At 57.8% G+C, this 15,932-nt stretch carries 11 protein-coding genes; 5 read left to right on the top strand and 6 right to left on the bottom strand.

What is annotated here, in order from left to right; genetic code table 11:
* Positions 1-80 precede the first annotated feature (80 nt).
* The 4 genes from glyQ to ABH909_RS03650 all read left to right on the top strand — a co-directional run bounded on the left by glyQ (position 81) and on the right by ABH909_RS03650 (position 4,490).
* Positions 81-1,034: a glycine--tRNA ligase subunit alpha gene (gene glyQ, locus ABH909_RS03665; protein WP_003213601.1), complete on the top strand. Its 954-nt coding sequence runs from the start codon at positions 81-83 to the stop codon at positions 1,032-1,034.
* Positions 1,031-3,085 (top strand): glycine--tRNA ligase subunit beta, encoded by a 2,055-nt coding sequence (gene glyS, locus ABH909_RS03660; RefSeq protein WP_429430578.1) that lies wholly within the window; start codon positions 1,031-1,033, stop codon positions 3,083-3,085. Before glyQ ends, glyS begins: the two co-directional genes overlap by 4 nt.
* 4 nt (positions 3,086-3,089) lie before the next feature.
* Positions 3,090-3,629, top strand: coding sequence for a D-glycero-beta-D-manno-heptose 1,7-bisphosphate 7-phosphatase (gene gmhB, locus ABH909_RS03655; protein ID WP_429439735.1), 540 nt, complete (start codon positions 3,090-3,092; stop codon positions 3,627-3,629).
* Positions 3,630-3,710: 81 nt separating this feature from the next.
* Entirely contained in the window at positions 3,711-4,490 is a 780-nt protein-coding gene (locus ABH909_RS03650; protein WP_429430576.1) for a lysophospholipid acyltransferase family protein, read from the top strand.
* A gap of 180 nt (positions 4,491-4,670) precedes the next feature.
* On the opposite strand, the gene ABH909_RS03645 is transcribed toward ABH909_RS03650, so the two are convergent.
* Positions 4,671-6,983: a CHASE2 domain-containing protein gene (locus ABH909_RS03645; RefSeq protein WP_429430574.1), complete on the bottom strand. Its 2,313-nt coding sequence runs from the start codon at positions 6,981-6,983 to the stop codon at positions 4,671-4,673.
* Between the two features lie 18 nt (positions 6,984-7,001).
* Positions 7,002-7,943 carry a FecR family protein gene (locus ABH909_RS03640; RefSeq protein ID WP_429439733.1) on the bottom strand — a complete coding sequence of 314 codons (942 nt, stop codon included), beginning with the start codon at positions 7,941-7,943 and terminating at the stop codon, positions 7,002-7,004.
* 444 nt (positions 7,944-8,387) lie between these two features.
* Here ABH909_RS03640 and ABH909_RS03635 point away from each other — a divergent pair, with 444 nt between their 5' ends.
* Positions 8,388-9,107, top strand: a complete 720-nt coding sequence (locus ABH909_RS03635) for a response regulator transcription factor (protein ID WP_429430572.1) — start codon at positions 8,388-8,390, stop codon at positions 9,105-9,107.
* A 72-nt stretch (positions 9,108-9,179) separates the two neighbouring features.
* On the opposite strand, the gene gyrB is transcribed toward ABH909_RS03635, so the two are convergent.
* Genes gyrB through dnaA form a run of 4 tightly spaced genes read right to left on the bottom strand, consistent with a single transcriptional unit; the run spans position 9,180 to position 15,390 of the window.
* The gene (gene gyrB, locus ABH909_RS03630) at positions 9,180-11,597 is read right to left on the bottom strand and encodes a DNA topoisomerase (ATP-hydrolyzing) subunit B (RefSeq protein ID WP_007902994.1); all 2,418 of its coding nucleotides are present in this window, start codon (positions 11,595-11,597) and stop codon (positions 9,180-9,182) included.
* Between the two features lie 5 nt (positions 11,598-11,602).
* Positions 11,603-12,706 carry a DNA replication/repair protein RecF gene (gene recF, locus ABH909_RS03625; RefSeq protein ID WP_008007898.1) on the bottom strand — a complete coding sequence of 368 codons (1,104 nt, stop codon included), beginning with the start codon at positions 12,704-12,706 and terminating at the stop codon, positions 11,603-11,605.
* Positions 12,707-12,726: 20 nt separating this feature from the next.
* Positions 12,727-13,830 (bottom strand): DNA polymerase III subunit beta, encoded by a 1,104-nt coding sequence (dnaN, locus tag ABH909_RS03620; protein ID WP_030132563.1) that lies wholly within the window; start codon positions 13,828-13,830, stop codon positions 12,727-12,729.
* Between the two features lie 39 nt (positions 13,831-13,869).
* Positions 13,870-15,390, bottom strand: coding sequence for a chromosomal replication initiator protein DnaA (gene dnaA / locus ABH909_RS03615; RefSeq protein ID WP_429430570.1), 1,521 nt, complete (start codon positions 15,388-15,390; stop codon positions 13,870-13,872).
* Between the last annotated feature and the right edge of the window lie 542 nt (positions 15,391-15,932).

The raw sequence follows: 15,932 nt of genomic DNA, 5'->3' as shown, positions 1-15,932 counted from the left end.
AGGCTCCAGGGGGCGTGCGCAGGACCGAATCGGGTATACTCCCGCTCTTTAAATCGCAGCCCAAGAAACAGGTGAATTTCGTGAGCCAGCCTACGCCAGCCGTGCGTACCTTCCAAGACTTGATCCTCGCCCTCCAGCAATACTGGGCCGAGCAAGGTTGTGTGGTACTTCAGCCCTACGATATGGAAGTAGGCGCCGGCACTTTCCACACTGCCACGTTCCTGCGCGCCATCGGCCCGGAAACCTGGAACGCCGCTTATGTGCAGCCCAGTCGTCGCCCGACTGACGGCCGCTACGGCGAAAACCCGAACCGTCTGCAGCACTACTACCAGTTCCAGGTAGTCCTGAAGCCGAACCCGGACAACTTCCAGGAACTGTACCTGGGCTCCCTCAAGCACGTGGGTCTGGACCCGCTGGTGCACGACATCCGTTTCGTCGAAGACAACTGGGAGTCGCCAACGCTGGGCGCCTGGGGTCTGGGCTGGGAAGTCTGGCTCAACGGCATGGAAGTGACGCAGTTCACTTACTTCCAGCAAGCGGGCGGCATCGAGTGCTACCCAGTGACCGGCGAGATCACTTACGGTCTTGAGCGTCTGGCCATGTACCTGCAAGGCGTGGACTCGGTCTACGACCTGGTCTGGGCTGACGGTCCGTTCGGCAAAGTGACCTACGGCGACGTATTCCACCAGAACGAAGTGGAGCAGTCGACCTACAACTTCGAACACGCCAACGTCGAGAAGCTGTTCGAGCTGTTCGACTTCTATGAAAGCGAAGCCAAGCGCCTGATCGAACTCGATCAGCCATTGCCGTTGCCGAGCTACGAAATGGTGTTGAAGGCTTCCCACACCTTCAACCTGCTGGATGCGCGCCGGGCGATCTCGGTGACCGCGCGTCAGCAATACATCCTGCGTGTACGCACCCTGGCGCGTTCCGTTGCACAAGCCTACTTGCTGGCTCGCGCCAAGCTGGGCTTCCCGATGGCGACCCCGGACCTGCGTGATGAAGTACTGGCCAAGCTGGAGGCTGCACAATGAGTGCTCAAGATTTTCTGGTTGAACTGGGCACCGAAGAACTGCCACCCAAAGCCCTGAATACCCTGGCCGAAGCGTTTATGGCCGGTATCGACAAAGGCCTGCAAGCTGCCGGCCTGAACTACGAGACCAAAACCGTCTACGCCGCGCCACGTCGTCTGGCCGTGCTGATCACTTCGCTGGCCACCCAGCAGCCGGATCGCAGCATCAACCTCGACGGCCCGCCGCGCCAGGCCGCGTTCGATGCCGAAGGCAATCCGACTCAAGCAGCCCTGGGCTTCGCCAAGAAGTGCGGCGTCGACCTGAGCGAGATCGATCAGAGCGGTCCGAAACTGCGCTACAGCCAAAGCATCGCCGGCAAGCCGACTGCGAGCCTGATGCCGACCATCGTCGAAGATTCCCTGAACGACCTTCCTATCCCCAAGCGCATGCGTTGGGGTGCTCGCAAGGAAGAATTCGTTCGCCCGACCCAATGGCTGGTGATGCTGCTCGGTGACCATATCATCGACTGCACCATCCTCGCCCAGAAGTCCGGTCGCGATTCCCGTGGTCACCGCTTCCACCACCCTGAAAGCGTGCGCATCACCTCGCCGGCCAACTATCTGAGCGATCTGCGTGCCGCTTACGTGGTGGCCGACGCCAACGAGCGTCGCGAGCTGATCAGCAAGCGCACCGAAGAACTGGCGACGCAGCAGGAAGGTACGGCCATCGTGCCGCCGGGCCTGCTCGACGAAGTGACCGCGCTGGTTGAATGGCCGGTGCCGCTGGTGTGCTCGTTCGAAGAACGTTTCCTCGACGTGCCGCAAGAAGCGCTGATTACCACCATGCAGGACAACCAGAAGTATTTCTGCCTGCTGGATGCCGACGGCAAGTTGCTGCCTCGTTTCATTACCGTGGCCAACATCGAAAGCAAAGACCCGCAGCAGATCATCGCCGGTAACGAGAAAGTGGTTCGCCCACGCCTGACCGACGCCGAGTTCTTCTTCAAGCAAGACAAGAAGCAAAAGCTCGAAGAATTCAATCTGCGTCTGCAGAACGTGGTGTTCCAGGAAAAACTTGGCAGCGTCTTCGAGAAGGCCGAACGTGTTTCCAGACTCGCCGCCTTCATTGCTCAACGCATTGGCGGCAACGCTGCATGGGCTTCCCGTGCCGGCCTGCTGTCCAAGTGCGACCTGGCGACCGAAATGGTCGGTGAGTTCCCGGAGATGCAAGGTGTCGCCGGTTACTACTACGCCCTCAACGACGGCGAGCCGGAAGAAGTCGCCCTGGCGCTGAACGAGCAGTACATGCCGCGCGGTGCCGGTGCTGAACTGCCGACCACCCTCACCGGCGCGGCGGTGGCCATCGCCGACAAGCTCGACACGCTGGTGGGTATTTTCGGTATCGGCATGCTGCCAACGGGGAGCAAAGACCCGTACGCCCTGCGCCGTGCTGCGCTGGGTGTGTTGCGCATCCTGATCGACAAGAAGCTCGACCTCGACCTGAACGACGCCGTGGCATTTGCCGTGAACGCGTTCGGTACCAAGGTGAAAGCTGCCGGCCTGAATGACTCGGTGCTGGAGTTCATCTTCGATCGTCTGCGTGCCCGTTATGAAGACGAAGGCGTTGATGTAGGGACGTACCTGTCGGTTCGTGCCCTGAAGCCAGGTTCGGCGCTGGATTTCGATCAGCGTGTACAAGCGGTAGAAGCGTTCCGCAAATTGCCGGAAGCCGCTGCTCTGGCCGCCGTGAACAAGCGCGTTTCGAACCTGCTGAGCAAGGTCGAAGGCGCCGTGCCGACGGTCGTTGAAGCCAAGTACTTCGACAACGCCAACGAATTCTCCCTGTATTCGGCGATCCAGCAGGCTGACCAGGCTGTCCAGCCGATGGCCGCTGCTCGTCAGTACAGCGAATCGCTGGCACGTCTGGCCGCTTTGCGCGAACCGGTGGATGCGTTCTTCGAAGCGGTAATGGTCAACGCCGAAGATGCCAAGGTGCGAGCCAACCGCTATGCACTGCTGTCGCGTCTGCGTGGGCTGTTCCTCGGCGTCGCTGACATTTCGCTGCTGGGTTGAGGGGCTGCTGTTGAAACTGTTGATTCTCGATCGGGACGGAGTGATCAATTACGACTCCGACGCGTACATCAAGTCGGTGGAGGAGTGGATTCCACTCCCCGGTTCGATCGAAGCGATCGCGCAGTTGAGCAAGGCCGGCTGGACGGTGGCGGTCGCTACCAACCAGTCGGGCATCGCTCGCGGCTATTACGACATTGCCACCCTGGAGGCCATGCACGCTCGCTTGCGCGAGCTGGTGGCGGAGCAGGGTGGTGAAGTCGGGCTGATCGTCTATTGCCCGCATGGGCCAGACGATGGCTGCGATTGCCGCAAGCCAAAACCCGGGATGTTGAAAACCATCGCCGCCCATTACAACGTTTCGCTGACGAATCTATGGTTCGTCGGCGATACTCTCAGTGACCTGGAAGCCGCCAGGGCCGTCGACTGTCAGCCTGTTTTGGTGAAGACCGGGAAAGGCGAAAAGACGCAGGGCAAGACCCTGCCGGCGGGCACCTTGATTTTTGACGATCTGGCGGCGATTGCCGCGGGACTTATCCACAACTAAAGCTCTTCTGACATCCTGGCCAAGGACTGATCGGGAGTGCGTTTGAATAGGCGGGCAATGCCCGCAACGGTAAATGTCGCCATGTCGATACTGCAGGCCATCAGAACTTTCCTCTTTTACCTGCTGCTGGGCACCAGCTCTTTGCTCTGGTGCACCCTGAGCTTTTTTATTGCACCGTTTCTGCCATTCAAGGCGCGCTATCGCTTTATCAACGTGTACTGGTGCCGCTGCGCCTTATGGCTGAGCAAAGTCTTTCTGGGTATACGTTATGAAGTGAAGGGTGCCGAGAATGTGCCTGACCAGCCTTGCGTGATTCAGTCGAACCATCAGAGCACCTGGGAAACATTCTTTCTCTCGGCCTACTTCGAGCCGCTTAGCCAGGTGCTCAAGCGCGAACTGCTCTACGTTCCGTTCTTCGGCTGGGCCATGGCGATGCTGCGACCGATCGCTATCGACCGTGGCAACCCGAAAGCTGCGCTCAAGCATGTGGCGAAGAAGGGCGATGAGCTGCTCAAAGACAAGGTTTGGGTACTGATCTTCCCGGAAGGGACTCGCGTTCCCTATGGCACCATCGGCAAGTTTTCCCGGGGTGGCACCGCGTTGGCTGTCAATGCGTCATTGCCGGTACTGCCGATTGCGCACAATGCCGGCAAGTTCTGGCCAAAAACCGGTTGGGCAAAAAAGCAGGGCGTGATCACCGTGATCATTGGCGCGCCGATGTACGCCGAGGGGAGTGGGCCGCGAGCGATCGCCGACCTCAATGATCGGGTCCAGGCCTGGAACGAACAGATGCAGCGCGAAATGGGCTCGCTGCCAGCAGCCCCGGCGGCTCCAAGTGCGACCGATCAAGTGGCTGTCTGAAATTCTGTGGATAACCTGTGTACCGTTTTGTTTAAAACCGCTTCAATTAGTTCTTAAGTTTTTGATTCTCATACATATTTCTTAAGAAAATAAAAAATCAGAAAAGGTGCATAAGTTTATTTCTGACCTAAAAAAACCGGCTGATATAGCCGGTTTTTTATGCGCACTGAAAACGCTGGATCACTCGCTCAATAGCGGTAACTGAATGCTGAACGTCGAGCCTTGCCCCACCACGCTACGACAGGAAATCCTTCCGCCATGACGATCCACCACCGCCTTGACCATGGACAAACCCAGTCCCAGACCGTCGCTGCCCTGAGCTGAAGTAAAACGCCGATACTGGCTGAACAATTCAGGAAGTTCTTCGACGGCAATCCCTCGGCCCTGATCGGCGATCTCGCATAGCAACCAGCTTTCGGCATAACTCACCCGCACCGATATCCGCGACCCCGCCGGGCTGTACTTGATGGCGTTTTCCAACAGGTTGAACAGTGCCCGTGTCAGAAGCGATTGATCGGCCAGGACCAGCGCTTCAGCGTCTTCGTCGAGGTCATGCAGCAATTGAATGTTCTTCAGATGAGCGATGCTCGAGGCTTGGTCGAAGGTATCGAGCAACAACATTGCAAACATGCTCGGCTGAAATTGATAGGCCTCGGACTCAGCCTTTGCCAACTGCACAAAAGCCTCGGTCAGGTTCAGCGCCTTGCGCACTTGTAACTCGATCTGGCTGAACACTTGAGTGTCACCGGGCACCTGATGCCGCTGAACGTCGAGCAAAGCGAGTATCGCCGAATGGGGAGCCCTGAGGTCATGGGACAAAAAGCGCAGCAGTACGGCTCGCTGTTCTTCAGCATCGCGCTCGACGCTCAAGTCAGTGAGGCTCAATAGCCAACCAATTACAGAGTCTCCTTCGGCCGGCAACAGCGGTGCCAGGTCCAGACGCAGGCTGCGTGCCTGGCTGTCACGAAACTCCAGCGGTTCCAGAGTCGACAACGCAGACGGCATTCCGTTGGACGGCACCGGGTAACCCAAATCGCTCAGTTGCTCGAGCATGTCTTCGCCCGCCAGGCCACGGCCAAATACCTCTCGAGCCTTGCGGTTGGCCAGCAGAATACGCCCTTTCGGGTCACTGATCAGCGTCGCCACCGGCAGGTATTCAAGCCCGTCGGCAATGAAACGTCGGGTATCGCGGGTCCGGCTCATGGCCTGCTCCAGCGCGACGATTTGCCCTTGCAGCACATCACCGGCCGGGGCCTGGGTGCGACGACGTTCGGGAAAGACTTTTGGCTCGCTGTCCAGGCGCGCCAGTTCCCAGCCGAAATAAGCGAGCACCGCGTTCAGCCTTCGCCAATTCCAGATCAGGTAGCCCAGCATCATCCCTAGCAGACTCGCGGCCGGTGACCACCACCAGCCAAGCCGCAACAGTACACCCGAGCCCAGCAACGCGGCGGCCATTGCCCCCATAGTCAACCATAAGGCGCGACGCGGACGCACCAGCAACAGGCCCAGTAACTCCCCGACAATCATCATCGACAGTAATGCCGCCAAGCGCTCATCGAGCTCCACGATGTTGCGCTGTTGCAGCAGCCCATTGAGGATATTCGCCTGTATCTCAACGCCCGGTGTAGTGCCGATGCTGGCCGATTGCGGTGTCACGTAGCGGTCGCCCAGGCCTGCAGCGGTCGAGCCGATCAGGATCAAGCGATCGCGCAGCAACTCGGGTGGCACTTCGCCGCGCAATACGCTGACGTAGGGCACCGTGGGAAAGCCCGCGTCGGTATGGATGAAAGGAATCCGTATTTCATGGGCTCGCTGCCAGCCTTGCTCCAATGGCGAGGCAGGGGTGCCAGGCATCGGTGCATTTCCTTTGTTGGCAAGGGTTTGTTCGTACAGCAGCCAGGCCAGTTGCGGGCGTGTTTTTTGCGCCGGTCCTTCGCTTAAATACACGCTGCGCACGATCCCATCAGCGTCCGCTTCGGCATTGATGTGCCCCACGCCTTTAGCGCAATGGCTCAACGCAGCCACCGGTTCAATTTCCCCCAAGGGCTGCCCATAACGTGCGACGCCTTCACGCAGCAACGGCACAAAAACATTCCCGGCCCGACAAGCCGCCTGGGCCAAAAGCTGATCGTTGCCGGGATGGCTATCGGGCTCGCTGAAGATAACGTCGAATAGAACCCCTTGAACGTTCGCGGCGCTGAGCCGATCCAGCACTTGCGCGTGCATGGCCCGCGACCACGGCCATCGGCCAAGCTGCTGCAAGCTGTAGTCATCAATCGTGACAATGAGGATTCGCGGGTCCACTGGCAGCGGACTCAGCCGGCGCAGGTTGTCATACAGCAGATTGCTCAGGGCCAGGCCCTGATTCATGGACAACATCGCCGTCAGCGGCAGCAGGATCAGACAGACCCACAGCCACTCGCGGACTATCCGCCGAAACAACCGCTGAGCCTGGGTCGGCTCGCGGCCATCCTTCCTTGGCCGGCCCTTCATCGGCCGTCGACCGAGGTGCTATTGGACACGTGTGGTCCTGGGGTAATAGAAAATGTCATACACCCCGGTCTCTCCCTCTAGCCCCTGAGCGTCAAAGGCCGACAGGCGAACATGGTAAAAAAACGCTTTCAGCCCGCTGAACTTGACCTCTGGCGTGCTGGAAAACTGCTCTTGCTTGATGTCCTGAAAAGCTGCGTCGGTGGCCACTTGCGCCCGATAACGCGTAGCCCCTTCAATGGGCTTGATGATCAATTGCCAGACAGGCACATTCCCCGTCTGACCGGCCTGCCCCAATAAACGTGGTGCGGGTAACAAATCGATTGGCGTCAGCGGGCCTTGTTTCTGAATTCGCAAACCCTGGCGGGCCATGACCTGGACTTCGTCAGCTTCAATGCCCTTGGGGCGTTTGGCAACGGGCCGGGCAGGGCGGGAGCCCGACGTTTCTTCATCTCGATTGACCGCCACTTGCCCGTTCAGAACCTCAAGCAATGCCTGACCAGTGTCATCGTTGCGCACCCGAAAGTGCGTACCCCGTACGCCCAGGACACCGACCGGCGTGACGATCTGAAAGCGATCATGGTCGCTGCCACGTTTAATCACATATGACTCAACCTGGCCCTGCTCAAGAATGACCTGAGGAATCGAATGTTCTTCATTGAGGTGCAGGGTGATATGGGAACTGGAGGGCAACACGACCCGCGAACCATCACCCAGGGACAGGCTGACAAATGCCGAAGGCGAGGTTTTGACGCCTTCCTGCTCGTCGATCGACATACCTTCCTGCAGCGGCGTCTGCTTGCCTTTGGCATCCAGCTTCCAGGCTTCGCCAGTCAGATGCTCGACCGTTGCTGGCAGCGGCTGACCACGGCATTGTTGGTTCTGATCGATATAAGGCAGACGTTTTGCCGAGGCGACAGCCGCTGATGCACTCGGGGCGAACAATCCCGTCAGGCCAACCATCAATAAAAGACAGACGCCAGAACGGCGTGGGAGCAATAAGGTCATGGGGTTCATGGATTGGCTTTTATGCTCTGATGAAAATCACGCCGGATAACGCACACAAGTATTTGACGCACGATACCTGAGCGAACGCTCTGGCAGATAGCCACGGATGCAAAGGAAATGGGATGACACATCCCTGTGTCGGAAGCCGAGCAGGCACTCCATGTGTTTCCCCTGAGCAAGGTACCGCCGAAAACCGGCAATCGACGGGCCTGCAAAGTGACTGGGCGCTCCCTGCGCCGGAGCACATCCCAATGCCCCTGTGCCGCTCAGCGACAACGAATTTACCGGCATAAAATGACCTTCGCTGCAATTCACCACAATTGTTCAGATTCGATCAATCGGCCTAAACTCCCGTAGGAATTTTCACTTTGCACTCACGAGATGAAGGAACCACTCGGCATGCGTGTCGCAATACTGGATGACGAGCCCGCCGAACTGCGTCGGGTTGAACAGACACTGCGACAGATCCCCGTCACGGGTGAGCAGGCGTGGACGCTGCATTGTTTCGAGCGGGGAGAAGACTTGCGCCGCCAACTCCGGCGCGAGACCTTCGATCTGCTGATCCTCGATTGGCAACTGCCCGATATCAGCGGCCTGGCGTTGTTGCGCTGGACCCGTGAACATATGGACGTACCACCCGCCGCGATCATGCTCACCAGTCGCGATACCGAAAGCGATATCGTCCAGGCGTTGAACGCCGGGGCCGATGATTACGTGAGCAAACCGTTTCGTCCCAACGAGCTGAAGGCTCGGGTCAGCGCAGTGCTTCGTCGGCATGGGCTGCAACGCGCCGCGGCCACCGAAATACTGACCTTCAATGACCTCGAATTCGACGACGCCGAACTCACTGTCACCCGCGCCTCAATCCCCATCAGCCTGACCGAACGGGAATACCGCCTCGCCCGCTGCCTGTTCGCCAACCTGGGACGACCATTGTCCCGTGAATACTTGTACGAGCGTTTTTGGACCCATGAAGAAATAACATCTTCGCGCCCTCTGGACACCCATATTTATCGCCTGCGCAACAAGCTGGGCCTGACGGCAGATCGCGGTTGGCAACTGCTGACGATTTACGGGTATGGGTATCGGCTTGAGAGCGTGGCCAACGCTAGCGCATGACGACTTTTCGGCGATCAATAAAAAAGGCCAACGCTAAGCGTTGGCCTTTTTTATTTTAGTGGTCCTGCCGGATCAGAAGTCCAGGTTGGAAACCGCCAAGGCGTTACTTTCGATGAAGTCGCGACGAGGTTCGACCGCATCACCCATCAGGGTGTTGAAGATCTGGTCTGCGCCAATGGCGTCTTCGATGGTCACTTTGAGCATCCGGCGCTGGCTCGGGTCCATGGTGGTTTCCCACAGCTGATCCGGGTTCATTTCGCCCAGGCCTTTGTAGCGCTGGATGGTATGACGCTTGGTGCTTTCAGCCATCAGCCATTCAAGTGCTTCCTTGAATTCGGTGACCGGCTTCTTGCGCTCACCGCGCTGGATGTACGCGCCGTCGTCCAGCAAGGTGCTCAATTGAGCGCCCAATGACACGACCGTCTTGTAATCGTTACTGCCGAAGAAATCGCGGTTGAACGTGATGTAGTTCGACAGGCCGTGGGAGATCAGCTCGACCTCTGGCAGCCAGACGTTACGTTCACGGTCTTCACGCAGGCTGGCTTTGTAAACCAAACCGGATTTCTCGACGGTACGCAGGCGAACTTCGAACTGCGCCATCCAGTCCTGCATCGCTGCGTGATCGGACAGTTGCTCCATGCTCACCGCTGGCAGGTAGATGAAGTGCTCGGTCAGTTCCTGCGGGTACAGGCGCGACAGGCGCTTGAGGGTCTTCATCACCAGACGGAAGTCATTCACCAGACGCTCGAGGGCTTCGCCGGAGATACCCGGGGCTTCTTCATTCAGGTGCAGGCTCGCGTCTTCCAGGGCCGACTGCGTCATGTACTCTTCCATGGCGTCGTCGTCTTTGATGTATTGCTCTTGCTTGCCTTTCTTGACCTTGTACAGCGGCGGCTGAGCGATGTAGATGTATCCGCGCTCGATCAACTCCGGCAACTGACGGAAGAAGAAGGTCAGCAACAGGGTACGGATGTGCGAACCGTCGACGTCAGCATCGGTCATGATGATGATGTTGTGATACCGCAGCTTGTCGATGTTGTACTCGTCACGGCCGATGCCGCAGCCCAGCGCGGTGATCAAGGTGCCCACTTCCTGCGAAGAGATCATCTTGTCGAAACGTGCCTTCTCGACGTTCAGGATTTTGCCCTTGAGCGGCAGGATGGCCTGGGTGCGACGGTTGCGTCCCTGCTTGGCGGAGCCGCCAGCAGAGTCACCTTCCACGAGGTACAGTTCGGAGAGGGCAGGGTCTTTTTCCTGGCAGTCAGCCAGTTTGCCCGGCAGGCCGGCGATGTCCAGCGCGCCTTTACGTCGGGTCATCTCACGGGCCTTACGCGCCGCTTCACGCGCACGCGCCGCGTCGATCATCTTGCCGACGACCAGTTTGGCTTCGTTCGGGTTCTCCAGCAGGAAGTCAGAGAAGTACTTGCCCATCTCCTGTTCGACCGCGGTCTTCACTTCGGAAGACACCAGCTTGTCTTTGGTCTGGGAGCTGAATTTCGGATCCGGCACCTTCACCGAAATAATTGCTGTCAGGCCTTCGCGGGCATCGTCACCGGTGGTGGCAACTTTGTGCTTCTTCGCCAGACCTTCAGCTTCGATGTAGGTGTTCAGGTTACGCGTCAGTGCGGAACGGAAACCCACCAAGTGAGTGCCGCCGTCGCGCTGAGGGATGTTGTTGGTGAAGCACAACAGATTCTCGTTGAAGCTGTCGTTCCACTGCAGGGCGATTTCCACGCCGATGCCGTCTTCACGCTGGATGTTGAAGTGGAACACCTGGTTGACCGCAGTCTTGTTGGTGTTCAGGTATTCCACGAACGCACGCAGACCACCTTCATACTTGAACAACTCTTCCTTGCCGCTGCGCTCGTCCTTGAGGACGATGCCGACACCGGAGTTGAGGAAGGACAGTTCACGAATCCGCTTGGCCAGGATGTCCCAGCTGAAGTGGATGTTTTTGAAGGTTTCAGCCGAAGGCTTGAAGTGGATCTGGGTGCCCGTGGTTTCGCTTTCGCCAACGATTTTCATCGGCTCTTGCGGAACACCGTGGACGTAAGTTTGTTCCCAGATCTTGCCGCTGCGGCGAACGGTCAGGATCAGTTCTTTGGACAGTGCGTTCACCACCGACACACCTACACCGTGCAGACCGCCGGATACCTTGTAGGAGTTATCGTCGAACTTACCGCCGGCGTGCAGCACGGTCATGATGACCTCGGCCGCCGAGACGCCTTCTTCTTTGTGCACGTCTACCGGGATGCCACGACCGTTGTCGCGAACGGTGATGGATTCGTCCGGGTGGATGATGATGCTGATGTCGTCGCAATGGCCGGCCAAAGCTTCGTCGATCGAGTTATCGACCACCTCGAACACCATGTGGTGCAGACCACTGCCATCGTCAGTGTCACCAATGTACATACCGGGACGTTTGCGTACGGCATCCAGGCCTTTCAGCACTTTAATGCTCGTTGAGTCGTACGTATTTTCTTCGCTCAATGCCTTCACTCCCGATGGTCGTGGGTCTGGGTGATACGGCCCTGTTCCACGTGGAACAGAGCGACTGGCGTTTCCGTCTGCCAGCCTTCCCTCAATAATTCGTGATCTACACAGGTGATAAACACCTGGCAGCGTAAGTCTTCCAGCAAGCGGCAAAGCGCGCGACGGTGGTGCTCGTCCAGTTCGGACGGCAGGTCATCCACCAGATAAATACACTGGCCGCGACGGGCCTGGCTAACCAAGTGCCCTTGGGCGATCCGCAGTGCACAGACCACCAACTTCTGCTGGCCACGAGACAAGATGTCCGCAGCGTTATGTGCGCCCAATCTAAGACGCAAATCAGCGCGTTGTGGTCCGGCTTGGGTATGACCCATTTGCTGATCCCGTTGAAGGGACCCGGCGAGCACTGCACTCAACTCACGGTCTTTGTCCCAGCCTCGGTAATAGCTGAGCGTCAAGCCCTCAAGCTCAACCAGTTCGCTCAAGGTCTGCTCAAAGACTGGTTTCAAGGCTTTGATGTAAGCGCGGCGGTATTCATCTATTTCAGCGCTGGCCTGGCACAGTTCCCTGTCCCAAACCGCTTGCGAAACGGCGTCAAGTGTACCATGTCGCAGCCAAGAGTTTCTCTGACGCAAGGCCTTCTGCAAGCGCTGCCACGTAGACATGAATCGGGGTTCCACGTGGAACACACCCCAGTCGAGAAACTGTCGGCGAATCTTCGGCGCACCTTCCAGCAGGCGAAAGCTGTCCGGGTTGATCAACTGCAACGGCAGGATCTCTGCCAGTTGCGCAGCACTTCGGGCGTTCTGCCCGTCGATGCGGATCTGGAACTCACCTTGCCGGTCACGAGATATCCCCAACGCGCTGTGCCCACCCTCGGCCAGTTCGACTTGGCCAAACACCGTACACGCCAATTGCTCGTATTGAATGACGGGTAACAGACGGCTGCTGCGAAACGAACGGGCAAGCCCCAGCAGATGAATGGCTTCCAGAACACTGGTTTTGCCGCTGCCGTTGGCGCCGTAAAGAATGTTGATTCGAGGGGAAGGGGAGAAGGTCACCGGGTGCAGATTGCGCACCGCGGTGACCGAGACGCGACTTAAGGACATCTAGGTTCTGCTGAGCATGTTTACAGACGCATCGGCATGACAACGTAAGCCGAGTCGTCGTTGTCGGACTCTTGTACCAGCGCACTGCTGTTGGAGTCGGACAGGATCAAGCGAACCTGCTCGGTGGTCATCACGCCCAGTACGTCGAGCAGATAGCTCACGTTAAAGCCGATTTCCAGAGAGCCGCCGTTGTACTCAACACCCACTTCTTCTTCCGCTTCCTCCTGCTCCGGGTTGTTCGCCTGGATCTTCAGCTGACCATTGGCCAGTTGCAGGCGGATGCCACGGTACTTCTCGTTGGACAGAATCGCGGTACGGCTAAACGCTTCACGCAAGGCCTGACGATCGCCGAGTACCAGCTTGTCGCCGCCTTTTGGCAGAACACGCTCGTAGTCAGGGAATTTGCCGTCGACCAGTTTCGAGGTGAAGGTGAACTCGCCGGTGGTGGCGCGGATGTGGTGCTGGCCCAACACAATGCTGACGTTGCCGTCCGGCTCGGTCAGCAGACGCGCCAGTTCCAGAATACCTTTGCGCGGTACGATCACCTGATGACGATCCGGTTGGCCGATATCAGCCTGCATGGAACACATCGCCAGACGGTGACCGTCGGTGGCCACAGCGCGGATGACGCCAGCGGAGACCTCCAGCAGCATGCCGTTGAGGTAATAACGTACGTCCTGCTGCGCCATCGCGAAGCTGGTGCGTTCGATCAAACGACGCAGTTTGCTTTGCTCAAGGCTGCAGGTCAGCGAGCCTGGGCCTTCTTCCACCGTCGGGAAGTCATTGGCCGGCAGGGTCGACAGGGTGAAGCGGCTACGGCCGGCCTTCACCACGAGCTTCTGCTCATCGACCTTGATGTCGATCAGCGCATCGTTGGGCAAGCTCTTGCAGATGTCCATCAGCTTGCGCGCAGGCACAGTGATGGAACCCGGGTCCGCAGGCTCTTCGAGTTGTACACGACCGACCAGCTCGACTTCCAGGTCGGTACCGGTCAGCGACAGTTGCTGGCCTTCGACAACCAGCAGCACGTTGGAGAGCACCGGCAAGGTCTGTCGGCGCTCGACGACGCCTGCGACCAGTTGCAGGGGTTTCAACAGGGCTTCGCGTTGAATGGTGAAATGCATGGTCTAGTCCCTTGCCTTAATAAGCTGCGCTGGTGTTCATCAAGTAGTCAGTGTACGCAGCAGGTTCTTATAGTCCTCGCGGATGTCCGCGTCGGATTCCTTAAGCTCGTTGATCTTGCGGCAGGCGTGCAAAACAGTCGTGTGATCACGGCCGCCAAACACATCGCCGATTTCCGGCAGGCTGTGGTTGGTCAATTCCTTGGACAACGCCATGGCGACCTGACGCGGACGTGCTACCGAGCGTGAACGACGCTTGGACAGCAGGTCGGATATCTTGATTTTGTAATACTCGGCGACGGTGCGCTGAATATTATCCACAGACACCAGTTTGTCTTGCAGCGCCAACAAGTCTTTCAGGGATTCGCGAATCAGCTCGATGGTGATATCGCGGCCCATGAAGTGCGAGTGGGCGATCACGCGTTTGAGCGCGCCTTCCAGCTCACGGACGTTGGAGCGAATACGCTGGGCAATGAAGAACGCTGCGTCGTGTGGCAGATCGACTTTGGCCTGGTCGGCCTTTTTCATCAGAATCGCCACGCGGGTTTCCAGTTCCGGCGGCTCGACGGCAACCGTCAAGCCCCAGCCGAAACGCGACTTCAGGCGTTCTTCAAGACCTTCGATTTCTTTCGGATAGCGGTCACTGGTAAGAATGACCTGCTGGCCACCTTCAAGCAGGGCGTTGAAGGTGTGGAAAAATTCTTCCTGGGAACGTTCCTTGCGAGCAAAGAACTGAATGTCATCGATCAACAACGCATCCACCGAGCGGTAGAAGCGCTTGAACTCGTTGATCGCATTCAGTTGCAAGGCCTTGACCATGTCCGCAACGAAACGCTCGGAATGCAGGTACACCACCTTGGCATTCGGGTTCTTCTTTAACAGGTGGTTACCCACTGCGTGCATCAAGTGGGTTTTACCCAAGCCGACACCGCCATAAAGGAAGAGCGGGTTGTAGCCGTGCTTGGGGTTATCCGCCACCTGCCAGGCCGCAGCCCGGGCCAGTTGGTTGGACTTGCCTTCGACGAAGTTTTCGAAGGTGAAGGTGCGGTTCAGGTAGCTGGTGTGCTTGAGCGCGCCTTCGACCTGCACCGTGCGCTGTTCGGCGCGAACCGGGGCCTGTTGCGAACTGGCGCCGGCCATTGGATCGAAGCTGTCGCGGGACGGCTCTTCACTGACTTCTGCAACCTTTTGTGTCGCACGTTTGGTCGAGGTAGCTACCGGGGCTGGCGTCGGCGCGCTGACAGGCGCTTGAGCAGCCTGAGCCTGGGACGCCGCAGCGGCCAATGGGGCATTGGGTGCCGCACGCGGTGCCGAACTGCGTTTGCTGCCTATTAATAAGGAAAGCGCAGGAGCCAGGCCATTGCCATGCTCATCGAGCAGTTCAAGGACACGACTCAGGTACTTTTCATTGACCCAATCGAGAACAAAACGATTCGGCGCGTAGACACGCAGCTCGTCGCCTTCGGCTTCGACCTGTAGTGGACGGATCCAAGTGTTGAATTGTTGGGCAGGCAGCTCATCGCGCAAAAGCTCTACGCACTGCTGCCAAAGTTCCACTGACACGGATATCCCCTAAGTTGAAAGCCGGTGAGGCAAAAACAAGCGGTCATTGTAGCGACCAGTCGTCCACTTATCCACATGCAGGTTGCGCACAGAACATGATTTATCAATGCGTTAACCCTCGAAAAGAAGACCAACGGTATGTGCATAAGCTCTGTGGATAACCGCCCATGAGGGCACTGGACAAGTGGGGGCGAAACTCGGTGGATAACCTGCCTGTGGATAACTGGCCTTTCCACCCACAGGTTATCCGACAGCGCAGCACAGGCTGACCACCGTTTTCCACTGTAGTTGTCATTCTCTGTACATCACGGTTTAGAAGGGCTAAAGGCAGTTATCCACAGATGAACGTGCTTCTAGCTTTTATAAGCTTTACAGAAAAGCTTTAAATAATTCCCTTCTTTATTTCTATATCTGGCGAACGTCCTTCGCCGGGCAAATCGCCTGGAGATCTATTTATAAGGAAACGCTGGTTGGAAATTGACCTAGAGGCTTGCTTTCTCTAGAATCCCCGGTCTCTTAAAACGGGGGCCATTCCGGCCCGT

Origin of the sequence: Pseudomonas sp. BS3782 TE3695 (genome assembly GCF_050435305.1) — a bacterium.
In the GTDB taxonomy this organism is placed as follows: Bacteria; Pseudomonadota; Gammaproteobacteria; order Pseudomonadales; family Pseudomonadaceae; genus Aquipseudomonas.
This window is presented reverse-complemented; position numbering and strand designations above follow the sequence as displayed.

Bases quoted from the DNA above. Each gene is read 5' to 3' on its own strand.
- glyS (WP_429430578.1), top strand. From the start codon at position 1,031: ATGAGTGCTCAAGATTTTCTGGTTGAACTGGGCACCGAAGAACTGCCA.
- ABH909_RS03650 (WP_429430576.1), top strand. From the start codon at position 3,711: ATGTCGATACTGCAGGCCATCAGAACTTTCCTCTTTTACCTGCTGCTG.
- ABH909_RS03645 (WP_429430574.1), bottom strand. From the start codon at position 6,983: ATGAAGGGCCGGCCAAGGAAGGATGGCCGCGAGCCGACCCAGGCTCAG.
- ABH909_RS03640 (WP_429439733.1), bottom strand. From the start codon at position 7,943: ATGGTTGGCCTGACGGGATTGTTCGCCCCGAGTGCATCAGCGGCTGTC.
- ABH909_RS03635 (WP_429430572.1), top strand. From the start codon at position 8,388: ATGCGTGTCGCAATACTGGATGACGAGCCCGCCGAACTGCGTCGGGTT.
- recF (WP_008007898.1), bottom strand. From the start codon at position 12,706: ATGTCCTTAAGTCGCGTCTCGGTCACCGCGGTGCGCAATCTGCACCCG.
- dnaN (WP_030132563.1), bottom strand. From the start codon at position 13,830: ATGCATTTCACCATTCAACGCGAAGCCCTGTTGAAACCCCTGCAACTG.